The 22,379-nt window shown below is 69.4% G+C and carries 21 protein-coding genes; 9 read left to right on the top strand and 12 right to left on the bottom strand.

The window, feature by feature from the left end:
• Positions 1–131: 131 nt before the first annotated feature.
• Together AC1DYP_RS12865 and AC1DYP_RS12860 are read right to left on the bottom strand one after the other, a co-directional pair.
• Positions 132–896, bottom strand: a complete 765-nt coding sequence (locus tag AC1DYP_RS12865) for a DUF72 domain-containing protein (protein WP_477046663.1) — start codon at positions 894–896, stop codon at positions 132–134.
• Between the two features lie 38 nt (positions 897–934).
• The gene (locus tag AC1DYP_RS12860) at positions 935–1,909 is read right to left on the bottom strand and encodes an NAD(P)H-quinone oxidoreductase (RefSeq protein WP_477046662.1); all 975 of its coding nucleotides are present in this window, start codon (positions 1,907–1,909) and stop codon (positions 935–937) included.
• Positions 1,910–1,998: 89 nt separating this feature from the next.
• Between AC1DYP_RS12860 and AC1DYP_RS12855 the strand changes: the two genes are divergently transcribed.
• Together AC1DYP_RS12855 and rcdA are read left to right on the top strand one after the other, a co-directional pair.
• A complete protein-coding gene (locus AC1DYP_RS12855) occupies positions 1,999–2,205 on the top strand; it encodes a DUF1192 domain-containing protein (protein WP_477046661.1) in 207 nt (68 codons plus the stop codon).
• Positions 2,206–2,382: 177 nt separating this feature from the next.
• Entirely contained in the window at positions 2,383–2,889 is a 507-nt protein-coding gene (rcdA, locus tag AC1DYP_RS12850; protein ID WP_477032593.1) for a protease adaptor protein RcdA, read from the top strand.
• A gap of 232 nt (positions 2,890–3,121) precedes the next feature.
• Here the strand turns inward: rcdA and rpmE are convergent, their stop codons facing one another.
• Positions 3,122–3,349 (bottom strand): 50S ribosomal protein L31, encoded by a 228-nt coding sequence (gene rpmE, locus AC1DYP_RS12845; protein ID WP_477032590.1) that lies wholly within the window; start codon positions 3,347–3,349, stop codon positions 3,122–3,124.
• Between the two features lie 112 nt (positions 3,350–3,461).
• Here rpmE and AC1DYP_RS12840 point away from each other — a divergent pair, with 112 nt between their 5' ends.
• Together AC1DYP_RS12840 and AC1DYP_RS12835 are read left to right on the top strand one after the other, a co-directional pair.
• The gene (locus AC1DYP_RS12840) at positions 3,462–5,315 is read left to right on the top strand and encodes an ABC transporter transmembrane domain-containing protein (RefSeq protein WP_477046660.1); all 1,854 of its coding nucleotides are present in this window, start codon (positions 3,462–3,464) and stop codon (positions 5,313–5,315) included.
• A gap of 68 nt (positions 5,316–5,383) precedes the next feature.
• A complete protein-coding gene (locus AC1DYP_RS12835; RefSeq protein ID WP_477046659.1) occupies positions 5,384–5,926 on the top strand; it encodes a hypothetical protein in 543 nt (180 codons plus the stop codon).
• Here AC1DYP_RS12835 and AC1DYP_RS12830 read toward each other — a convergent pair.
• Positions 5,923–6,276: a hypothetical protein gene (locus AC1DYP_RS12830; RefSeq protein ID WP_477046658.1), complete on the bottom strand. Its 354-nt coding sequence runs from the start codon at positions 6,274–6,276 to the stop codon at positions 5,923–5,925. The two genes, AC1DYP_RS12835 and AC1DYP_RS12830, sit on opposite strands and share 4 nt — an antisense overlap.
• Before the next feature lie 248 nt (positions 6,277–6,524).
• Positions 6,525–7,232, bottom strand: coding sequence for an ArsR/SmtB family transcription factor (locus AC1DYP_RS12825; RefSeq protein ID WP_477046657.1), 708 nt, complete (start codon positions 7,230–7,232; stop codon positions 6,525–6,527).
• 210 nt (positions 7,233–7,442) lie between these two features.
• On the opposite strand from AC1DYP_RS12825, the gene AC1DYP_RS12820 reads away from it, so the two are divergent.
• Both AC1DYP_RS12820 and AC1DYP_RS12815 read left to right on the top strand, forming a co-directional pair.
• Positions 7,443–8,861: an MFS transporter gene (locus AC1DYP_RS12820; RefSeq protein WP_477046656.1), complete on the top strand. Its 1,419-nt coding sequence runs from the start codon at positions 7,443–7,445 to the stop codon at positions 8,859–8,861.
• Positions 8,862–9,006: 145 nt separating this feature from the next.
• A complete protein-coding gene (locus AC1DYP_RS12815; protein WP_477046655.1) occupies positions 9,007–11,292 on the top strand; it encodes a PAS domain-containing sensor histidine kinase in 2,286 nt (761 codons plus the stop codon).
• 232 nt (positions 11,293–11,524) lie between these two features.
• On the opposite strand, the gene AC1DYP_RS12810 is transcribed toward AC1DYP_RS12815, so the two are convergent.
• The 3 genes from AC1DYP_RS12810 to AC1DYP_RS12800 all read right to left on the bottom strand — a co-directional run bounded on the left by AC1DYP_RS12810 (position 11,525) and on the right by AC1DYP_RS12800 (position 14,091).
• Positions 11,525–11,752: a hypothetical protein gene (locus tag AC1DYP_RS12810; protein ID WP_477046654.1), complete on the bottom strand. Its 228-nt coding sequence runs from the start codon at positions 11,750–11,752 to the stop codon at positions 11,525–11,527.
• A gap of 93 nt (positions 11,753–11,845) precedes the next feature.
• Positions 11,846–13,399 carry a hypothetical protein gene (locus tag AC1DYP_RS12805; RefSeq protein ID WP_477046653.1) on the bottom strand — a complete coding sequence of 518 codons (1,554 nt, stop codon included), beginning with the start codon at positions 13,397–13,399 and terminating at the stop codon, positions 11,846–11,848.
• Positions 13,396–14,091, bottom strand: coding sequence for an ABC transporter ATP-binding protein (locus AC1DYP_RS12800; protein WP_477046679.1), 696 nt, complete (start codon positions 14,089–14,091; stop codon positions 13,396–13,398). The genes AC1DYP_RS12805 and AC1DYP_RS12800 overlap by 4 nt, the downstream gene beginning before the upstream one ends.
• Positions 14,092–14,367: 276 nt before the next feature.
• Between AC1DYP_RS12800 and AC1DYP_RS12795 the strand changes: the two genes are divergently transcribed.
• Complete coding sequence (locus AC1DYP_RS12795) at positions 14,368–14,670, top strand: autorepressor SdpR family transcription factor (protein ID WP_477032581.1); 303 nt, start codon at positions 14,368–14,370, stop codon at positions 14,668–14,670.
• On the top strand, positions 14,667–15,056 hold the full coding sequence (locus AC1DYP_RS12790) for an ammonium transporter (protein ID WP_477032580.1): 390 nt from the start codon (positions 14,667–14,669) through the stop codon (positions 15,054–15,056). The genes AC1DYP_RS12795 and AC1DYP_RS12790 overlap by 4 nt, the downstream gene beginning before the upstream one ends.
• Here the strand turns inward: AC1DYP_RS12790 and AC1DYP_RS12785 are convergent.
• The 3 genes from AC1DYP_RS12785 to AC1DYP_RS12775 all read right to left on the bottom strand — a co-directional run bounded on the left by AC1DYP_RS12785 (position 15,053) and on the right by AC1DYP_RS12775 (position 18,177).
• Positions 15,053–15,517 carry a hypothetical protein gene (locus AC1DYP_RS12785; protein ID WP_477046652.1) on the bottom strand — a complete coding sequence of 155 codons (465 nt, stop codon included), beginning with the start codon at positions 15,515–15,517 and terminating at the stop codon, positions 15,053–15,055. The two genes, AC1DYP_RS12790 and AC1DYP_RS12785, sit on opposite strands and share 4 nt — an antisense overlap.
• A gap of 174 nt (positions 15,518–15,691) precedes the next feature.
• Positions 15,692–17,197, bottom strand: coding sequence for a bifunctional glutamate N-acetyltransferase/amino-acid acetyltransferase ArgJ (gene argJ, locus AC1DYP_RS12780; protein ID WP_477046651.1), 1,506 nt, complete (start codon positions 17,195–17,197; stop codon positions 15,692–15,694).
• Positions 17,194–18,177, bottom strand: a complete 984-nt coding sequence (locus tag AC1DYP_RS12775; RefSeq protein WP_477032577.1) for a peptidylprolyl isomerase — start codon at positions 18,175–18,177, stop codon at positions 17,194–17,196. Before AC1DYP_RS12775 ends, argJ begins: the two co-directional genes overlap by 4 nt.
• A gap of 289 nt (positions 18,178–18,466) precedes the next feature.
• Between AC1DYP_RS12775 and secA the strand changes: the two genes are divergently transcribed.
• A complete protein-coding gene (gene secA / locus AC1DYP_RS12770; protein WP_477046650.1) occupies positions 18,467–21,232 on the top strand; it encodes a preprotein translocase subunit SecA in 2,766 nt (921 codons plus the stop codon).
• A 201-nt stretch (positions 21,233–21,433) separates the two neighbouring features.
• Here secA and AC1DYP_RS12765 read toward each other — a convergent pair whose 3' ends face one another.
• A complete protein-coding gene (locus tag AC1DYP_RS12765) occupies positions 21,434–22,228 on the bottom strand; it encodes an FkbM family methyltransferase (RefSeq protein WP_477046649.1) in 795 nt (264 codons plus the stop codon).
• Between the last annotated feature and the right edge of the window lie 151 nt (positions 22,229–22,379).

Here is a 22,379-nt window from a genome sequence, read left to right as displayed (position 1 = left end):
GCCAACATGGAGCTAACCTGGAAGACCTAGTGGTTAATAGCATGTTCCCTGGCGGAAGTTTCCAACAGGGTGCGTCGCGCCGCTGAGGTGTAAAGTCGCATCGGTCTCCAGGTACCGGTCTAGCGGAGCCGTCACGCGCCAAGCGGATCCGCGCCATCGGCGACGCTTTTACTGACGAGGGACATCAACTTGTCCGCATCCGCGGGCGCGGCGCTTTTCACATCGTTGTCGAAATAGCTGAACACCGTCTTGCCCTGGTCGCGCCAATCGTCGACCTGTTTGGCCCAGGCCTTCAGTTCGGCGTCGGAATATCGCCCGTGATAGCGCCCGCCGGGACCATGACCGCGCACATAGGCGAAGTCGGCGGTGGCCAGCCACGGCGAGGGGGCGTCGTGGTGGTCCGAGACGCAAAAGGCGACGCCGTGGTCGCGAAGAATGTCGAACACCGCGTCCTCGTACCAACTGGCGTGGCGGAACTCGACGGTGACGCGGTAGCCCTTCGGCAGCCATCCCAGGAACCGCTTCAGCCGCTCGTCGTCGCGGTGGAGCATCGGCGGCAGCTGCACCAGGGCCGGGCCGGCCTTATCGCCCAGCGGCTTCATCCGGCCGAACACCAAGTCGACGCTGTCGCGGCAATCCTTCAGCTTCTTGTTGTGGGTGATGTAGCGCGAGACCTTCCAGGCGAAGCAGAAGCCGGCTGGAACCTGTTCGGCCCAGGCGGCGACGACCTTTTCGGTGGGCAGGCGATAGAAGCTGCCATTGATCTCGGTCGTGTCGAACCGGCTGGCGTAATAGCGCAGACGATCCTTCAGCTTGACCGTCTCGGGATAGAACGGTCCCCGCCAGTGGTCATAGGTCCAGCCGGAACAGCCGATGCGGGGGCAAGGATGGCGCATGTGTGACCAACGCCGTCGAGCCCGCGCGGGTTCTCGGGTCAGGCCAGCAGCACCACCTTGCCCACGTGCTCGCCGGCCTCTAGGTGGGCGTGGGCCGCCGACGCGTCCTCCAGGGGGAAGGTGGCGTCGATCACCGGCTTGAGCTTGCCCGCGGCGATCCACGGCCAGACCACGCGCTCGATCTCGGCCGCCAGGCGGGCCTTCTCGTCGGCCGAGCGGGGACGCAGGGTCGAGCCGGTCAGCACCGCGCGCTTCTGCATGATCTTCATCACCGGCACCTCCAGCACCGGCCCGGCCAGGGCGGCGATGTAGACGATGCGGCCGCCGGTGTTCAGGGCGTCGAGGTTCTTGTCGAAGTAGGGGCCGCCGACCATGTCCAGCACCACGTCGACCCCGCCGGCCGCCTTGGCGACCTCGGCGAAGTCCTCGGTCTTGGCGTCGACGGCGACGTCGGCGCCCAGGGCCAGGGCCTGGGCCTTCTTGTCGGCGCCGCGGCCGGTGGCGATCACCCGCGCGCCGTGCGCCTTGGCCATGGCGATCGCCGTTGTCCCGATACCGGACGTCCCACCATGAATCAGAAGGGTCTCGCCAAGCTTCAGCGCCCCATGTTCGAACACATTGGCGAACACCGTGAACACCGTCTCGGGCAGGGCGGCGGCGTGGGCGAAGTCGAAGCCTTCCGGCAGGGGCAGCGCATGGCGGGCGTCGACCACGGCGTATTGCGCATAGCCTCCGCCGCCCAGCAGGGCGCAGACCTTGTCGCCGGCCTTCCAGCGACCCGATCCGACTTCCACCTCGCCCGCGACCTCCAGGCCCAGGGTGGTCGGCGCGCCGGGCGGCGGCGGGTACAAACCCTGGCGCTGCAACAGGTCCGGGCGGTTCACCCCCGCCGCGCGCACGCGGATCAGGATCTGGCCGGGGCCCGGTACGGGGCGTTCCACGGTCTCGGGACGGAGGGCGTCGGCCGCCCCCTTGCCGCCTTCGATGGCGATGGCGGTCATGGTCTCGGACATGGTGGAACATCCCGTGAGGCTTGCGTCGCGCCCTTGGTAGGCGTCAGATGCCGGATCGAAAAGGGGTCGAGCAAAGGGAGACCGATCCGATGATCGAAGAACCGGTCGAGCCGCGCGCCTTCCGCGGCGATGCGCTCAACGCCACCACGCATGAAGACCTGGACACCTATGGCGTGGCCGAGCTGGAAGAGCGGATCGAGGCGCTGGAAGCGGAAATCGCCCGCACCCGCGCCCAGCTGACCAAGAAAAAGGCGGGACGGGACGCGGCCAATGCGCTGTTTGGTCGCCTAGACTAACGATCGGTTTACGCTACAGGCGGACTCTCCAGCTCGCCTGACTCGGATAATCGGCTTTCGGTCGGACTTTGGGGGAGGGGCGGTCGCGAAACGGGACGATCACGTCTGGCACGGGGGTTGCAGTCCCTCGGTCTGGCGAGACGGTCTCGCGGCCTTTCGAAGGGGCAATGAGTAGCTATGACCGAGTTGAACGTGGCCCAGGCCCCCTGGCGTGCTGGCGTGATCCAGGATTTCGCCCGCTCCGAGCTGTTTGACCGCACCTTCGAGGAAGGCATGACGCTGGTCGAGGAGACCGCCGCCTATCTGGACGGAGCCGGCCGCCACGACAGCAAGATCCTCTCGCGCAACGCCGCCCTGGCCTACGCCAGCGAAAGCATGCGCCTGACCACGCGCCTGATGCAGGTGGCCTCGTGGCTGCTGGTCCAGCGCGCGGTCAAGGAAGGCGAGATGGAGGCCCAGGCCGCCTGCGCCGAGAACTATCGCCTCGGCCTGGAAAGCGGCGAGCCCGCCGCCGTCGAGGACCTGCCCTTCGGTCTGGTCAATCTGCTGCAGCGCTCCGAGCGGCTCTATGAGCGCGTCCGCCACCTGGACAAGCGCATGTACGTCGAAGCCTCGGCCAACGAGGAAGCCCCGCGCCCGGTGCAGGCCCACTTCGACCGCCTCAGCGCGGCGTTCGGCGTCTAGCTCACCCTCTTCCCCCTCTGGGGGAGGAGGGCCGAAGGCCCGGAGGGGGCAAGTGTTAGCCGCACGACCGCTAACCTCTGTCGGCCTTGCCGTCCCCTACTTGCCCCCACCTGACCGCTTCGCGGTCTGTCCGCCCCCACAGGGGGCGGAGGAGTATCCCAAAACAGAAAAGGCCGGCCCGCTAACGCGGAACCGGCCTTTCGTCGCCCTTACGGCGAGAAGCGTGAAACGCTTACTTCTTGGCGGTGAAGCCGGCGAACTTCGCGTTGAAGCGCGAAACGCGGCCGCCGCGGTCCAGCATGGCGCTGTTGCCGCCGGTCCAGGCCGGGTGGACGCGCGGATCGATGTCCAGCGCCAGGGTCGCGCCTTCTTTCCCGTAGGTCGAACGGGTCTGATAGGACGTGCCGTCGGTCATGGTGACGGTGATGAAGTGGTAGTCGGGGTGAATGTCTTGTTTCATCGGGCGATCCAACCGACTTGAGGCGGCGTAATGTGGGCGGGCGCCAAACCTTGCGGGTGGCTCTCGGAGACGCGCGGCTATAAAGAAAGCGCGCGAATTTGGCAAGGGACAGTTGATGAGCGACGTGAACGCGGGCGAGATTTCGGCCGAAGGCAGGCCGAGCGCGGGCGCGGAGCTGGTGCAGAATCTGGCCGAAGCGGCCAACCGACGTCCCCGCCGCAAGGACATCCGTCCGCTGGCCCATCTGCTGCCTTTCGTGCGCCGCCACGTCGGCGACGCCTTGGCCGCCGGCTTCTTCCTGCTGTTCTCGACCGGCGCGACCCTAGGCCTGACGGGCGCTTTCAAGGGCGTGATCGACAAGGGCTTCACCAAGGGTTCGGGCGACGCGGTCAACAGCGCCTTCATCGGCCTGGCGGCGGTGGCGCTGCTGCTGGCCGTGGCCACCGCCCTGCGATTCTTCTTCGTCACCCGCCTGGGCGAGCGCGTGGTCGCCGACCTGCGGCGTGCGCTGTATGGCCACACCCTGAAGCTGGACCCGGCCTTCTTCCTCAAGACCCGCACCGGCGAGGTGCTGTCGCGGATGACGACCGACATCACCATCGTCGAGCAGTTGGTGGGCACCAGCGTCTCGGTCGCCCTGCGCAACATCCTCAGCCTGATCGGCGGCCTGGGCTACATGGCCGTGGTCAGCCCCAAGCTGGCGGGCTTCATCGTGCTGATGGTGCCGGTGATCCTGGCGCCGATCTTCCTGCTGGGCCGCAACGTGCGCAAGCTGTCGGTCAGCGCCCAGGACAAGTTCGCCGACGCGGTGGGCTATGCCGGCGAGAGCCTGGACGCGCTGGACACCGTCCAGGCCTTCGGTCGCGAGAGCGCGGCCGACAACCGGTTCGGCGGCGCCGTCGAGGCGGCCTACAAGGCGTCCATCCGGCGGGTCAACGCCCGCGCCAGCATGACCGCGGTGGTCATGGCCCTGGCGTTCTGCGGCGTCACCCTGCTGCTGTGGGTCGGCGCGCACCTGGTGCTGTCGGGCGAGATGACGCCGGGCACCCTGGCCCAGTTCGCCATGCTGGCGGTGTTCACCGCCGGATCGGTCGGCGCTCTGGGCGAGGTCTGGGGCGACGTGCAGAAGGCGGCCGGCGCCATGGAGCGGATCTCCGACCTGCTCAACTCCGAGCCCGGCATCGCCGCGCCCGAGAAGCCCCAGACCCTGCCGGTCCCGGCCCGGGGCGGCATCGCCTTCGAGGGCGTGACCTTCGCCTATCCCGGCCGTCCGGACCTGCCGGCCCTGAAGGGCTTCGACCTGGTCGTGAAGCCGGGCGAGACCGTGGCCCTGGTCGGTCCTTCGGGCGCGGGCAAGAGCACGGTGCTGCGGCTGCTGCTGCGCTTCTACGACCCGCAGGCGGGCGTGGTGCGGCTGGACGGCGTCGACCTGCGCGCCGCCGATCCGGGCGAGGTGCGCGAGCGCATGGCCCTGGTCGCCCAGGACTCGCCGCTGTTCTCGGGCTCGGCCCTGGACAACATCCGCTTCGGCCGCGAGGACGCCACTGAGGCCGAGGCTCGCGCCGCCGCCGACGCGGCCCAGGCCACGGGCTTCATCAACGCCCTGCCGCAGGGCTTCGACACCCCGGTCGGCGAGCGGGCCAAGACCCTGTCGGGCGGCCAGCGCCAGCGCCTGGCCATCGCCCGCGCCCTGGTCCGCAACGCCCCGATCCTGCTGCTGGACGAAGCCACCAGCGCCCTGGACGCCGAGAACGAGCGCCTGGTCCAGAAGGCCCTGCACGACGCCATGAGCCAGCGCACGACCCTGGTCATCGCCCACCGCCTGGCCACCGTGCTGAAGGCCGACCGCATCGTGGTCATGGAGGACGGCCGCGTCGTGGAGCAGGGCACCCACGCCGAGCTCTCGGCCCAGGGCGGCCTCTACGCCAAGCTGGCCCGGCTGCAGTTCGGGGTCGAGGCGGCCTGACCCCGGCGGCCCATTGACCGCTTCCGGACAACCCTCGATGGTGCGGTGAAGCTTTCGAGGGGTTTTGCGTGAACGCGTTTCTGCAGTCGATCAATCCGACCAAGCCGGTCAAGACCGAGGACGAGGCGCGGGCGGCCGCGCGAGCCGGCGCCTGGGGCGCGTTCGTGATGGCCGTGCCCAGCGCGGCGGCGGCCCTGAACATGCTGCTCACCGCCGACGCCTATCTGGTCAAGCTGCGCGCGGCCACGGTCGCCCTCTATGGCGAGGGCAGCGCCACGGCGGAGGCGGCCCTGACGATGATGACGCCGCAGTTCGTCTACATCACCGCCGTCACCAGCCTGATCTTCGCCCTGGTGATCGTCGTGGTGGGCGTGGTGCAGTGGAGGAAGCCCAACCTGGTGATCCCGCTGATCCTGGGCCTGCTGACCGCCTACGGCCTGCTGACGCTGCTGCTGGGTCTCCTGAACGGCGGCGCGGCCACGGCGGCCATGGTCCCGATGTGGCGCAACGTCCTGGCGATCGTCGTCGATGTGGCGTGCCTGGCGCTGTTCTGGGCCGGCTTCCGGGGCGGCAAGCGGCTCAGCGACCTGCGGCGCGCGGCGACCGCCTAGGCCTTCGCCCCTTCCATCGGCGCCGTCGCGGCGGGGAGGGCGGCCGACAGGCCCTCTTCGCGGCGGATGATGTCGATGTGCTCCAACTGCAGCCGAAGCTCCTGGATCGCCTTGGTCTCGGGCATGCCCTGGCTTTCGGCCCAGGCGGCGACGGCGGCCAGCGCCTCGCCGATCCGGCCCAGCTGCCGGCCGTAGGTGCCGACCTCGTTCAGCACCCGGGTCTCGACCTCGGGCGCCTTGGAGGTTCCCAGGTTGATGCTGAGCAGGCTGAAATTACCGAAGGTCCAGGACCACGGATTGATCGTCTGGGTCAGCTGGTTCGGGGCGAGGGCGAGCTTGAAGTCGGGCATGGCGGGGCTCCCGGGATGACGCACTATCAATGCTGAGATGTGTCTCGGCGTGGGACATCTTCTGGGAAGTCATGACAATCGTGTTCGCGCCTAACCAACAGGCGCCTTCCCTCCCCTTTTTGGGGAGGGTGGCGGCGAAGCCGACGGGTGGGGAGCGGTGCAGGGCGTCGCTCCAGAGAACTCGGTGCGGCGGCTCCCCCACCCGACCCCTTCGGGGCCACCCTCCCCACAAGGGGGAGGGAAGGGCCTTAGGCCGCCTGACGCCCTTCGATGCTTTCCAGATCTACCCCCAGCCGCTGGCGCAGCTCCTCCCGCCCCAGCGTCGTCAGCCGGGCGGCGCGGCTGCCGGCGACGGTCTCGATCCAGCCCAGGGCGACCATGCGGCTCAGCAGGCTCACGCCCAGCGGGCCGGCCAGGTGGTGGCGGCGTTCGGTCCAGTCCAGGCACTGGCGGGCCGCGCCGCGCTTGGAGCGCATCGCGTCCAGGTCCAGGCCCAGGTCCTCGAACCAGGCGCGGCCGGCGGGCGGGACGTCGTAGAGCTTGCCCTCGACCGGACGGATGATGTCTTGGGCCGCCAGGGCGTCGGTCACCGCGATGCCCAGCCGGCCGGCCAGGTGGCCGTAGCAGCAGCGACCGTCGCGCAGGGCGCGGGCCAGGGGCGAGCGCGGCTGTTCCAGCGAGCGGACGGGCGCGGCCAGCACGGCCAGGGCCTCCAGCACGTGGGCGACCTCGGCGTTGGCCAGGCGGTAGTAGCGATGGCGGCCCTCGCGCTCGACGCTGACCAGCCCGCCGTCGACCAGCTTGGTCAGATGGTTGCTGGCCGCCTGGGCGGTCAGGCCGGCGGCCCAGGCCAGGGCCCCGGCCGGATGGGCCCGGCCGTCCTGCAGGGCCTGCAGCATGGCCGCCCGGCTGGGATCGCCGATCAGGGCGGCGGGGGAGGCGATGTTGGCTTCCATGACAATAAAAACTCCGCTCATCCCGACGAAAGTCGGGACCCAAGCTGGCTCTCAGGATTGGCCTGGGATGATCGATTGTCCGTGACCTTCCCCCAAGCTCGGCTTGGGTCCCGACTTTCGTCGGGATGAAGGGAATATAGAGGAGGCATGGGCCCGATGCTTCATCCTTGCGTGTAACATCCCGCGGCGTCCTCGGCGAAGATCGGGCCCATGACCAACGTCCGAGTCGCGTCCTCCGCCCGTCCCGCCGGCCTGCCGATGATCCTGCTGGCCGCCAGCTTCGGCTTCACGATCGTCCAGCTGGACGTGACCATCGTCAATGTGGCCCTGGACGCCATCGGCCGCGAGTTCGGCGCGCCGACCGCCAGCCTGCAGTGGGTGGTCGACGCCTACACCCTGCTGCTGGCGGCGCTGCTGCTGTCGGCCGGGGCGCTGGGCGACCGGTTCGGACCGCGCCGGGCCTTCCTGACGGGCCTGGTGCTGTTCGCCCTGTCCTCGGCCGCCTGCGGCCTGGCGCATGACGCCCTGCAGCTGATCCTGTCGCGCGCCGTCCAGGGCGCGGCCGCCGCCCTGCTGGTGCCGCCGTCCCTGGCCCTGATCACCCACGCCGCGGCCGGCGACGACAAGGCGCGGGCCTGGGCCGTGGGCTGGTGGACGGCGGCCGGCGGGGTGTCGATCGCCGCCGGACCGGTGATCGGCGGCCTGCTGATCGGCGCCCTGGGCTGGCGCTGGGTGTTCCTGGTCAACCTGCCGCTCTGCCTGCTGGGCGCGGCCCTGACCCTGGCCTTCGTGCCCGAGGTGCCGCCGCGCGAGAAGCGGCCGCTGGATCTGCCCGGCCAGGCCCTGGGCTTCGTCGCCCTGGCCTGCCTGGTCGGGGCGGTGATCGAGGGCGGCCATCGGGGCTGGGGCGATCCGCTGGTGCTCGGCGCCCTGGTCGCCGGCTTCGCGGCGGCGGCGGCCTTCCTGGCGGTCGAGACGCGCAGCGCGCATCCGGCGGTGCCGCTGGCGGTGTTCCAGAACCGGATGGTCTGGTCGGCGGTGGTGATCGGGGTCGCCGTCAACTTCACCTACTACGGCGTGATCTTCGTGCTGGGCCTCTTCCTGCAGCGGTCGGCGGGCTACGACGTGGTGCGGGCGGGCCTGGCCTTCCTGCCGCTGACGGCGACCTTCATCGTCTCCAACCTGCTGAGCGGGCGCATCGCCCATCGTTTCGGCGCGGCGCGGACCATGGCCGGCGGGGTGCTGGTGGCGGCGCTCGGCTACGCCCTGACCAGCCGGCTGTCGGCGCACAGCCCGTTCTGGGCGATGATCCCCGGCTTCCTGCTGATCCCCGCCGGCATGGGAACCGCCGTGCCGGCCATGACCAGCGCCCTGCTGGCCAGCGTCGACCGCCATTTCTCGGGCACCGCCTCGGGCGTGCTGAACGCCTGTCGCCAGGCGGCGGGCGCGGCGGGGGTGGCTGTGATGGGCGCCCTGGCGGCCGGCGGACCCGAGCGGATCGCCGCGGGCCTGCGGACCTCCGGCCTGATCGCGGCGGCGGTCCTGCTGGGCGCGGCCTGGGTGGCCTGGCGCAGCGAGGGGCGGAAGACCGCCGCGACTGTCGGCCAGCCGCCGCAACCGAATGAATGATCGGCCGTTTCCGCCCTCGCAGGTGGGAACGGGCTGATTTTCGTTGGATGAGAGTCCCACGTTCCCGCGCCGCGGCTTGAAACCCCGCCTGCCATGAGGTCTGCTGCATCTTGGCCGTTGATCGCGGCCGGGAAGGAACACGGGCATGGTGGACACCCGTGACAAGGGGCTCGCCCCGGACACGTCTGCACCCGACGACACGCTCGCGCCGGACGACATGCGCGAACGGATCGACCAGTTCGACTGGGCGGCAACCCCGCTCGGCGCGCGCGAGACGTGGTCGCCCAGCCTGAGCCTCGCCGTCGACATGATCGTCGCCAGCTGTTTCCCCACCGCTCTGCGGTGGGGCCCCGAACTGGTGCTGATCTACAACGACGCCTACGCGCCCATGCTCGGCGAGCGGCATCCCCACATGCTGGGCAAGACCTTCGCCGAGGCGCCGCCGACCTCGGCCGCCGATTCCGAGGAGCCCGAACGGGCGATCCTGGCCGCCGCCAGCGGCGGCAGGATGATCGAGGACCTGTTCCTGACCACGGTCCAGCCGGACGGCTCGGTCACCGAGGGCTATTTCACCATCCGCCTGAGCCCGATGCCGGACGCCGCCGCGCTCTCCGGGGTTGGCGGGGTGCTGATCGGCCTGAGCGACGTCACCCGACGGGTGAGGGCCGAGAAGGCCCTGCGCGCCAGCGAGGAGCGCTACCAACTGGCCCTGAGGGCGGCCAGCGGCGTGGGCACCTGGGACTGGGACATCGTCGCCGACAAGGTCTATGCCGACGCCCGCTACGCCGTGTTCCACAATGTGGACCCCGAGCGGGCCGCCGCCGGCGTCTCACTGGCCGAATACAGCAAGGCCCTGCACCCCGACGACTTCGCGCGGATGCTTCAATCGGGGCGCACCCATCTGAAGAACACCGGTGATTTCGACGAGGAGTACCGGCTGATCCAGGCAGACGGCTCGATCCGCTGGGTGCAGACCCGCGGCCGGGTCGAGCGCGACGCCAACGGCTGGGCGGTCCGCCATCGCGGTGTGATGGTCGACATCACCGAGCGCAAGCGCATCGAACAGGCCCTGGAAGCGGCCGAGGCCGACCTGCGCATCGCCGTCGACGCAGCCGGCCTGGGCCGCTGGGACCACAATCCCCAGACCGGCGAGCGCTACTGGGACAAGCGCTGCCGCGAGATCTACGGCCTGCCGGACGGCATGATCGAGAACCCGCTCGACGCCTTCGAACGCCTGGTCCACCCCGACGATCTGCCGTCGGTGATGGAGGCCGTGCGGACCGCCATGGACCCGGCCAGCGACAACACCATCAATCGCGAATACCGCATCCGGCGCGACAACGACGGCGCGGTGCGCTGGATCGAGACCTTCGGCCGGGCCTTCTTCCACGACGGCCAATGCGTGCGCATCGTCGGCGTGGTCTCCGACGTCAGCGACCGCAAGGAGGTCGAGGCCGACCAGGTGCTGCGCGAGGCGACCATGGCGCTGGCCCTGGACGCGGGCAATGTGGGCACCTGGGACTACGACGTCCGCAAGCGCCTGCTGCGTTGGTCGGAACGCGGCTACGACATGTTCGGCATGACGCCCGGAGCGGACGTCGGCCTGGACGACTTCTACGCCGCCATGCATCCCGACGACCGCGAGGCCACCCGCCAGGCCCTGCTGGCGGCGATGGATCCGGGCCAGCGCGCCGACATCGACGTCGAGTACCGCACGATCGGCCGCGACGACCGCCAGGAGCGCTGGATCTCGGCCAAGGGGCGGGGCTTCTTCGACGAGGCCGGCAAGCCGGCGCGGGTGGTCGGCGCCACCGTCGACATCACCGAGCGCAAGAAGGCCGAGCTGCACCTGCGGCTGCTGGTCAACGAGCTCAATCACCGGGTCAAGAACTCGCTGGCCACGATCCAGGCCATCGCCGCCCAGACCTTCCACGCGGCCCGCTCGCTGCCCCAGGCCCAGGAGGCCTTCTCGGCCCGCATCGTCGCCCTGGCCGAGGCCCACGACCTGCTGACCCGCGAGAACTGGGAGGGGGCGGACCTGCTGGACCTGCTGGGCCGGCTGGAGGACCTGCACGGCGGGTCCGGGCGCTTCACCACCGAGGGCGGATCGGTGCGGCTGTCGCCGCGCATGGCGCTGTCGCTGTCGATGGCCCTGCACGAACTGGCGACCAACGCGGTCAAGTACGGGGCGTTGTCGAGCCTGGAGGGCCAGGTGCGGATCTCGTGGGTCGTGGTTCCGGGCGGCGCTCATCCCCGGCTGGTGCTGACCTGGACCGAGAGCGGCGGCCCGCCGGTGTCGCCGCCCACCCGGCGCGGCTTCGGCTCGCGGCTGATCGAGCGCGGCCTGGCCGCCGAGCTGTCGGGCGAGGCGCGCATCGACTTCCAGCCGAACGGCGTGGTGTGCCGGATCGAGGCGGGGCTGGACGGGTAGGGGGCGACACACAGCGCTTGGGGCTGGTCGATCAGTTACCACCCTCATTTCAACCGTCATTCCCGCCCTTGTGGCGGGAACCCCTGGTTCAGCTGACGGTGAGACGCCTTGGCGCGCCAGCGCGCCACACAACCGCACCTGCGACGGACAGAGGGGTTCCCGCCACAAGGGCGGGAATGACGGCTGAATTGAAAGCTTGCCTGAATGTTGGTCCCGCGTGGGCGGTCCAGTCTCAGGAATCGACGGTCGTCGGCGCCGTCGTCTTCACCGCCGCCGGCTTCAGCGCCTGGACCACCGTGGCGCCCAACGCCAGCAGGGCCATCGGAATCAGGGCCAGCAGCCAGACGAGGACGATCATGGCCAGTTGCAGCACGCTGATCGCCACGACCAAGGCTTTGGACTCCTGGCGGAGGCCTCCCCGGTGGTTCTGCGAACGGAACGTGGTGTGCACGGCGGGCATGGATACTCTCGACTCAACTCTATGTCCCCGACCCGACATAGAGCCTAGCTGCGTCGGAATGCCGCGCAATCAGGTAAAACCCTAATTGGAGCTTTACCGTAAACGAAGGTTGCGGGCGATCTGGGCGTCGCTGCGCCGCAGGCTCACCAGGGCCGCGCCCGCCAAGCCCAGCGGGATCAGGGCCCAGGGCCAGAATCCGGCCACGGCGATCCCCGTCGCCCCGGCCACCAGGGCCGAGACCAGCATTTCGGCGATGGTGGCCATCCACGAGGATCCGCCGCGCCGCTTGAAGTCCGACCGCTTGCCCGGCCGCTGATGCCAGATGTTGATCAGGCCGCTGCTCCAGGCCGCCAGGGCCGCGCCCAGCGCCGTCCAGGCGCCGGCGGCTGGCAGGAACCAGGTCAGGGCGGCGATCGGCAGGAGCAGGAACAGCGCCACGGGGATCAGGGCGGCGGCGACCTTGGCGCGGCGCAGGGTGCGGATTCTGGCCGGCGACACGGCCAGCAGGTCGGGCGCCTCCTCGGCCGACAGGGTGATCCAGGCGAGACTCCCGGCCACCTGTCCGGCGAGGAACGCCACCACCCCCGCGCCGCCCGCCAGGGCCGGCCCGGTCCCGTGGACGGCGTTGCGGCTGAGCACCAGGGCGGTGGGGATCAGGTACAGCACCCGCAGCAGCACCTGGGACAGCAGGGCCGCGTCGCGGCCGATCAGCAGCAACTCCTTGCGCAGGGTGGCCAGGAACGGGCCGGCGGCGAAGGCGCGGCGGGCCTCGCCGCGGGTCGCCTTGGCCGGCCTGGCGGCGGTCTTGCCCTGGGTGGCGGCCGCGGAGTCCGAGAACCGCCGACCCAGGGTCAGGGCGGCCAGGGCGAACAGCGCTGCTGATCCGGCAAGCAGGGCCAGCAGCGGCAGGGGCTCGCCCAGCATGGCCCGCAGCGGCAGGCTGACGATCGGCGCCGGATGCAGCCGGCCCTCCTGGGCCTGGCGGGTGATCTCGGCGAACAGGCTGTTGCTCTTCTGGGCGCCCAGGATCGTGCGGGTCTGGCTGACCAGGAAGAAGGCGGCGCCGACCAGGGCCGCCAGCACCTGGGCCACGGTGCGGGTGCGGCGCGGGCCGATCAGGGCGAACAGGGCCATGGCCAGCAGCAGGCCGGCGGCGGTCGAGGCCAGGGCCAGGGCGCCCAGCACCCCGAACACCCCGATCCAGCCCGGATGGCCATAGACGACCGACGGCCCCAGCAGCGGCGTGACGATCAGCAGGAAGACGGTGATCACCCCGCCGGCCACGCCCAGCGAGCGCACGAACAGCACCTTGGCCGGCCCGATCGGCGAGGAGAACAGCAGGTCCAGGTCGCCCCGGTCGTACAGCGCCTCGCTCGAGGCGCTCAGGGTCTGGGACAGCATCAGGGTGAAGATCACCAGGCTGCCCAGGGCCGCCAGGCTGATCGAGATCGGATTGATCGGGACCTCGACGTCATGCAGGCCTAGGGCCGCCAGCACCCCGCCGCCCAGCATCATCGCCCCGACGACGATCAGGCTGATCAGTCCCCGCGCGCCCTTGCCGGCCCGCCCGGCGCGGAAGTTGCGCCAGTAGATCCGCATCTCGTGGGCCAACAGCCAGAGGATCGAGCCCGGCGCGATCAGCGTCACGCGGCGGCTCCGGCGTCGGTCGCTGTCAGCTGCAGGAAGACGTCTTCGAGGCTGGAGCCGCCCTTGCCCTCGCCGGCCTGGGTCCGCAGGGCGTCCAGCGTGCCCTCGGCCAGCAGGCGGCCGCCGGCGATGATGCCGATGCGGTCGGCCATCCGTTCGGCCACTTCGAGAATGTGGGTGGTCAGGATCACCGATCCCCCGGCCCGGACGCGGTCCTGCAGCATGTCCTTGACCAGGCGGGCGGAGGCGGCGTCCAGGCCGGTCAGGGGCTCGTCGAGGATCAGCAGGCGGGGATCGTGGATCAGGGCCCCGGCCAGGGCGACCTTCTGCTTCATGCCGCGCGAGAAGCCCTCGCAGCGCGTGCGGGCCTCGGCGGCCAGGCCCAGCTTCGAAAGCAGCGCCTCGGCCTGGGCCTTGGCGGCCTTGGGCTCGACGTTCCAGAGGCCGGCCACGAACTCCAGATATTCCAGCGGCGTCAGCCGGTCATAGACCATGGCCTCGTCCGGGGCCCAGGCGGTGATCGCCTTGGCGGCGGCCGGATCGGCCCGGGCGTCGATCCCGAAGACGCTGATCTCGCCCTTGTCGGGCTTGGTCAGGCCCGCGACCATCCGCAGGGTGGTGGTCTTGCCCGCGCCGTTCGGCCCCAGCAGGGCGTACAGCTCGCCGGCGTGGACGGTGAGGTCCAGGTCCATGACCGCCGGCTTGGTGAAGGTCTTGTCGAGGCCGCGAACGATCAGAGCTTCGGTCAAGCGCGGCGTCTCCCCTGGTGCGGGGTCATGTGAACGCGATTGGGAAGAGGGTTTCAAGCGGTGCGGTGAACACTTGCCCCCTACAAGCCTTCGGCCGTCTTCCCCCGCAGGGGGGAAGAGGAGTCCTGCGCGCGTCCTCCGCCCCCCAATGAGGGCGGACAGACCGCCGCGCGCGGATCGCCTCTTGACTCATTTCGACGATTAGCTAATCGTCTCATCATGAGCCAGGTCTTCAAAGCCCTTTCCGATCCGACCCGCCGGCGGGTGCTGCACCTCCTGCGCAAGGGACCGATGAGCGCGGGCGAGCTCAGCGACCAGTTCGACGTCTCCAAGCCGACGATGTCGGCGCACTTCGCGGTGTTGAAGGAGGCCGAGCTGGTGCACGCCGAGAAGGCCGGCAAGTCCGTGATCTACCACCTGAAGCTCTCGGTGCTCGAAGAGGCGCTGCTGGGCTTCGTCCACTCGTTCGGCCTGGGCGCGGAGGAGCCCCAGGCCGAACCCACGAAGGAGCCAGCACGATGAGCAAGGACACGATCCACCGGGAAATGACCGAGGGCCTGGCCTGGGCCGGCGGCATGATCGCCCTGGCGCTGGGCGCGACCCTGGCGCGCAGGCTGGGCGCTATCGACGCCGACACGGTCCTGAGGCTGGTCATCGGCGTCAACGGACTGATGGTCGCCTGGTACGGCAACCGCATGCCCAAGACCTTCGTCCCCAGCGTCCGGGCGCAACAGGCCAAGCGGGTCGGCGGCTGGTCCATGGTGCTGAGCGGTCTGGCCTACGCCGCGCTCTGGGTGTTCGCGCCGATCCGGGTGGCGACGTTCGGCGGGTGCGCGGCGCTGATCGCGGGAATCGCGGTGACGGTCGGCTATTGCCTGTGGCTGCGGGCCAAGGCCAAAGCCGTCTAGTTCGGCCGCCCGTCGGGCTCCAGCTCAAAGGCCGCGTCCAGGGCGACCTCGTCGACGACGGTCCCCTTCAGCGCGGCGTCCAGCACCTCGCCCAGCGAGCTCCAGACGAAGGCCAGCTGCTCCAGCACGGCTGGCAGGCGCTCGGGCTCGAAGCCCGGATAGAGGTCGGCGACCAGCCACAGGCCGGTCAGCACGTCGAAGCCGAACCGGCAGCCGATCATCCGGAACTGAGCGCGGGCGATCGTCTCGAACAGGGCGTCCAGGCTGCGGGCCTGGTCCAGGTCGGCCTGGTCGAACACCTGGCAGCGCACCTGCAGCCAGTCGCCCTCGGGGAACAGGTAGAACGCCCCGCCGTCGTCGGACCCGGACACTTCCAGGCCGCGATCGATCTCGGCGACCACGTAGCCGGCCTCGCGGCAGGCGTCGGCGATGTCGGCGAGGTCGATGGGGGTGTCAGACATCAGCCTGTCCTTTTCTATCCGCTCATCCCGGCGAATGCCGGGACCCAGATCCCATAACAGTATGGCTGATTGGAAGGACTCAGAGTCCCTGGCGTCAGCCTCAAAGCCATTCCATCTGGGTCCCGGCATTCGCCGGGATGAGCGGTTCTTTATTGGGAATCCAGGAGCGGAGTCCTAGCTCCGGTAATCCCCGTTGATCGCCACGTACTGCTTGGTCAGGTCGCAGGTCCACACCGTGGCCGAGCCCTTGCCGACGCCGACGTCCACCGAGACCTCGAACTCCTGCCTCTTGACGTACTTGCTCATCGCCGCCTCGTCGTACTCGGCTGAAACCAGGCCGTCGCGGGCGGCGTAGAGGTCGCCGAACTTGACGCTGATCCGCTCGCGATTGACCGGCTCGTCGGCGCGGCCCACGGCCATGACGATGCGGCCCCAGTTGGCGTCCTCGCCGGCGAAGGCGGTCTTGACCAGCGGGCTCTCGGCGATGGTGCGGGCGATCTTGCGGGCCGACAGCGGGCTCTCGGCGCCGTTGACGGTGATCTTGACGAACTTGCTGGCGCCCTCGCCGTCGCGGACCAGTTGCAGGGCCAGGTCCAGCAGCACGGCCTCCAGCTTCTCGCGGAAGTCGGCCAGGCGGCGGTCGCCCGCGCGGTGGATCTTGGGCGCGCCCGACTTGCCGGTGGCGAACAACAGCAGGGTGTCGTTGGTCGAGCGGTCGCCGTCCACCGTCACGCAGTTGAAGGTGGTGCGGGTGTAGAGGCTGACCAGGGTCTGCAGGGCGGCCGGGGCGATGGCCGCGTCGGTGGCCACGAAGGCCAGCATGGTGGCCATGTCGGGCGCGATCATGCCCGAGCCCTTGGCGACGCCCGCGATCCGGACCTCATGGCCGTCGATCACCGCCGTGGCGTAGGCGCCCTTCGGGAAGGTGTCGGTGGTCATGATCGCCGAGGCCGCGCCGGCCCAGGCGTCCTCGGTGAAGCGGGTCTCCACCTCGCGCAGGTTCGAGATGATCTTGCTGTCGTCCAGGATGACGCCGATCACGCCGGTCGAGGCCATCATCACGTCGCGCTGGCGGCAGTCGAAGCGCTTGCCCACGGCCGTGGCCACCCGGCGCACGGCGTCGGCCCCCGGCTTGCCGGTGAAGCTGTTGGCGCAGCCGGCGTTGACCACCAGGGCGCGGACATCCTCGCCCTTGCTGGCGGCCAGCTGGCGCTTGCACCAGTCGACCGGGGCCGAGCCGACGCCGTGGCGAGTGAACACGCCGGCGCAGCTGGTGCCCTCGGCGAAGCGCATCAGAAGCATGTCCTCGCGGGCGTGCTTGTAGAAGCCGGCGCGGCCGGTGGCGATCTCCACACCGGCGATGGGCGGGATGGTCGGGAACGGCACGGCCAGCGGCGAGACGGCCAGGCCCGGCTTGCCCGGAGCGGGCGAGGCGACGGCCGGCTTGGCGGCCTGGACAGCTTCGGGCGAACCCTGGCTGGCGTCCTTCTGGGCGCGGCGCAGGCCAGCGCGCTTGAGGGCGGCGGTCAGCGGGTCCAGCGCCCGCTCCAGGGTGTGGCCGACGCTGGCGCCGACCTGGCCGACGATCTCGGCCGGGGTCGAGGCGGGCGCGGCCTTCGAGGCGGCTTTCGGAGCGGCCTTGGCGGTCTTCTTGACCGCTGGCTTAGGGGTCTTGGTCATTTCTTGGCCGGAGCTTGAGCGGCGGGAGCGGACGCCGGCGGGGCGTCGTCGAGGTCGGAGGAGGGGGCCTGGTCGGCCGAGCCGGGAGGCGCCGAGGCCGGCTCCTGCGGGGCGCCGGGCACGTCCTGGGGCTTGCCGGTCAGCATCTCGACCTTGGAGCCGCCGCGCAGCTTCTCCAGCAGGTCGCGGACCTGGTCATAGGTCAGGAAGCGCACGATCTGCGGCCGGGCGGCCTCCAGCGTGATCGGTTCCTCCAGGCGCTTGTCCTCGACGCGCAGCACGGCCCAGCCGCCCTCGGTCTGGAACGGACCGACCAGCGCGCCCTTCTCGGCGCCCTGCAGGGCCCCGGCATAGGCCGGCGGCATGACGTCGACGGTGAAATAGCCCAGGTCGCCGCCGTTGAAGCGGGTGGCCGGGTCGGTCGAGCGCTCCATGGCCAGGGCGTCGAACGACGCGCCGGCGATCAGCAGCTTCTTGACCGCCTCGGCGTCGGCCTGGCTGCCGACCAGGATCTGGCGGGCGCGGATCTCCTCCGAGCGCTTGGACAGCTTCTGCTGCTCGGCATAGAGGCCGCGGATGGCGTTCTCGTTGACGGCCTTCTCGACGACGCTTTCCACCAGCATGTCGCCCAGGATGCGCTCGCGCGCGGCGGCCAGGCGGCGCTGAGCCACCGGATCCTTGTCCAGCTTCTGCTTGAGGGCCTCGGAGGCCAGCAGCTTCTGGTCGATCACCTCGTCCAGGCGCTGGCGGAACAGGTCCGAACCGATGTCCAGCGGCTCGCCCTCGCTGATCAGCCCCTGGGCCACGGCCTCGCGCTTGACGTCCGAAGCCCACACCGTGTGCCCGTCGACCCGGGCGACAGCGGTGTCTCCAGGCTCGGGCGGACGCTCGTCGGCCTTGTTTCGGCCGCAGGCGGCGATCAACAGGCTTAGGACCAGGATGGCCGCGAGGCCATACGCACGAGGCTTACCAATATTCATCTGGGGCCGATCTCCGGCTGACTATCCCTCAGCGCTCTAGCGCGGTTTATCGCCAAGAGGAAACAGCTTCGCGATATGGATCGGAAAACGCGCGAAGCGGTTAAACCGGGCGCAAACCGTAACCATGGGCCCCCGCCTCGCGTTGACACCCGCTAGGCCGGTGCTTAAGTCTCCGCGCGCGTACAAGAAGTGGAAATCCCGCTAGCTTCGACGCCTATAATTTACCGTAGTGAAGGCCTTCAAGCCCTAGCGCCGGCCTCACAGACACCCGCTCCGGAACCCTCACTTCATGCTCGGCTTCGCCAAAAAGTTCTTCGGCTCTTCCAACGAACGCAAAGTCAAGGCGATGTCCGCCAAGGTGGCGAAGATCAACGCCCTGGAGCCGGAATACGCCGCGCTGTCGGACGAGGCCCTGAAGGCCAAGACCGACGAGTTCAAGGCCCGCCTGGCCAAGGGCGAAACCCTCGAGGACCTGCAGGTCGAAGCCTTCGCCGTGGTCCGCGAGGCCAGCAAGCGCGTGCTGGGCATGCGCCACTTCGACGTCCAGATGGTCGGCGGCATGGTCCTGCACGGCGGCGGCATCTCGGAAATGCGCACCGGCGAGGGCAAGACCCTGGTCGCCACCCTGCCCACCTACCTCAACGCGCTGGAAGGCAAGGGCGTCCACGTCATCACCGTGAACGACTACCTGGCCAAGCGCGACGCCGAGTGGATGGGCCAGATCCACAACTTCCTGGGCCTGTCGTACGGCGTGATCGTCAACGGCCTGAGCCAGGGCGAGCGCCAGCGCGCCTATCGCAGCGACATCACCTACGGCACCAACAACGAATTCGGCTTCGACTATCTGCGCGACAACCTCGTCTACAGCGTCGAGGAAATGGTCCAGCGCGGCCACCACTACGTCATCGTCGACGAAGTGGACTCGATCCTGATCGACGAGGCCCGCACGCCGCTGATCATCTCGGGCCCGACCGAGGACCGCAGCGAGTTCTACAAGATCATCGACGTCCTGGTGAAGGAGCTCATCAAGGACAAGACCAACTACGATCACGACGAGAAGCAGAAGCAGGTCATCCTCACCGAGGAAGGCCAGGAGCGCATCGAAGAGATCCTGATGGCGGGCGGCCACCTGGCCGAGGACACCGCCGGCCTCTACGACGCCGCCAACATCTCGGTCGTGCACCACGTCAACCAGGCCCTGCGCGCCAACGTGCTGTACACGTTCGACAAGGACTACATCGTCAAGGACGGCGAGGTGATCCTGATCGACGAGTTCACCGGCCGCATGATGACCGGCCGCCGCCTCTCGGAAGGCCTGCACCAGGCCATCGAGGCCAAGGAAGGCGCCAACATCCAGCCCGAGAACCAGACCCTGGCCTCGGTGACCATCCAGAACTACTTCCGCCTCTACAAGAAGCTGGCCGGCATGACCGGCACGGCCGCGACCGAGGCCCAGGAATTCGACGACATCTACAAGATGGGCGTCAGCGAAATCCCGACCAACCGCCCGGTCCTGCGCATCGACGACGACGACGAGGTCTATCGCACCGAGCGCGAGAAGAACGACTCGATCCTCAAGCAGATCACCGACTGCCACGCGCGCGGCCAGCCGATCCTGGTCGGCACCGTGTCGATCGAGAAGTCGGAAGAGCTGTCCAAGCTGCTGTCGACCTATGACTGGGAATGGGAAGGCAAGAAGCACAAGGGCATTCCGCACCAGGTGCTGAACGCGCGCTTCCACGAGCAGGAAGCCGGCATCGTCGCCGACGCGGGCGTGCCCGGCGCGGTGACCATCGCCACCAACATGGCCGGCCGCGGCACCGACATCCAGCTGGGCGGCAACATGGACATGCGGCTGGCCAACTGGCGCCAGCAGCAGAAGGGCCTGGGCATCACCCCGACCCACGAGGACGAACTGGCCCAGCGCGCCGAGCTGGAAGTCGAGATCGGCGAGGCCAAGGCCAAGGCCCTGGCCGCCGGCGGCCTGTTCGTCCTGGGCACCGAGCGCCACGAAAGCCGCCGCATCGACAACCAGCTGCGCGGCCGTACGGGCCGTCAGGGCGACCCGGGCCGTTCGAAGTTCTTCCTGTCGTGCGAGGACGACCTGCTGCGCATCTTCGCCGGCGAGCGCCTGGACGCGATCATGCGCACCTTCGGGGTCCAGGAAGGCGAGGCGATCACCCACAAGTGGCTGAACAACGCCATCGCCACCGCCCAGAAGCGCGTCGAGCAGCGCAACTACGAGATCCGCAAGAACCTCCTGAAGTACGACGACGTCGTCAACGACCAGCGCAAGGCCGTGTTCGAGCAGCGCCAGGAGTTCATGGAGGCGACCGACCTCTCGGAGATCATCACCGAGATGCGCCATGACGTGGTCGACGATTTCGTCGCCCGCTACATGCCGCCCAAGGCCTATGCCGAGCAGTGGGACATCGAGGGCCTGGACGAGCGCGTCCAGGCGATCCTGGGCCTGACCCTGCCGCTGAAGGAATGGGCCGCCGAGGAAGGCATCGGCGACGAGGAGATGCGCGAGCGCATCACCAAGGCCGCCGACGCCTACGCCGCCGAACGCGAAGTGATCATCACCCCCGAGCAGATGCGCTCGGTGGAGAAGAACTTCCTGCTGCAGATGATCGATCTGCAGTGGCGCGAGCACCTGATGCACCTGGACCACCTGCGCAACGTCATCGGCCTGCGCGGCTACGGCCAGCGCGACCCGCTGAACGAGTACAAGACCGAGGCCTTCTCGCTGTTCGAGAAGCTGCTGGGCGACCTGCGCACCAACACCACCCGCTGGCTGATGACGGTCGAGATCGCCTATGCCGAGCCCGAGCCGCTGCATTCGCCGGAAGGCCTGGTCGAGGTGCACCTTGATCCGCTGAGCGGCGAGAACGTCGCGGTGGCCGGCGCCCTTCCGGAGGGCCTGTCGCCCGAGCAGCGCGAGGCCCTGCCGGTCTCGGTCCTGCCGGAAGGCTGGGAATTCACCGCCCGCAACGGCGCCTGCCCCTGCGGGTCGGGCAAGAAGTTCAAGCACTGCCACGGGGCGCTGGTTTAAGCCCCGAGCGCTTGGTGATCTGGAAACGCCCGCCCTGGGAAACCGGGGCGGGCGTTTTCTTGTCCGCTTTCCCTCCCCCTTGTGGGGAGGGTGGCGGCGAAGCCGACGGGTGGGGGATCGGTGCAGAGAGTCAGCAAGCCCCACCCGACCCGCTGCGCGGGCCACCCTCCCCATGAAGGGGAGGGAAGGGGGCAAGCGTCCTCACCCCCCCGCGATCAGCCCCCTGGCCGGGTCCGTCTCGTGCACCGCCAGCAGGTTCATGCCCGCCTCGAACACCGCGTAGCCGTGCTGGGTCAGGAAGGCGCGCAGGGCGGCCTCGTCGGCCTTGATCCGCTCGATCAGCATCTGCGGCCTGCAGGCCGCGATCGTGGCCCGGGCGCCCAGCAGGGCGTCCATCTCCATGCCCTCGATGTCGATCTTGATGAAGTCCAGGCGCGTCAGGCCCAGGTCGTCGATCGCCATCAGCCGGGTGGGCTGGGCCGCCGCGTAGTCGATCGCCTGGCCGATGAACTCGGTCGTCGCCGTCTGGCGGATCTCCAGGCTGCCGAAGCTGGAGGGCGTGAAATAGTCGGGGGCGGGCACGGCGATGATCCCGGCTTCCTGGCCGATCGCCGCCCAGATGGCCCGGGCGTTGAAGCAGTTGTTGAGCGTGATGTTGCCGGCCAGGGCGTAGAACACCCGCTCCTGGGCCTCGAAGGCCACGACCTCGCCCCAGCCATGCATCAGCTGCGCCCACTCGATCGTGTGCACGCCGATATTGGCCCCGCAATCCAGCGCCATGACCCCGTCGCCGAAGTGGCTGCGCCGCATCTCCAGCAGCTGCAGCACGACGTTGACCTCCTCCGGATCGAAGGCCGAGGTCTCCAGCAATTGGTGGCCGACGCCGTAGCCGCCGCCGTCCGCCAGACGATGATAGTCGTGCCGGTTGACCAGCATCGCGCCGTGGATGGTCGAGGCCAGCACGAAGGCCGTGGGGCGGGAATTGAACTTGCGCATGGGACCTCGACGATTCTGCCCGTCCAGCAGGCCGCCAAGGCGCTGTTTGGGTCAAGCCGCTGGCCCTGATCACCGCTGGACGCCAAACGAAAACGCCCGCCCCGGTCTCCCGGGGCGGGCGTTTCTGATGGGATCGAACGGCCGCTGGGCC

Source organism: Caulobacter sp. P1_D6, assembly GCF_056406095.1.
This window is presented reverse-complemented; position numbering and strand designations above follow the sequence as displayed.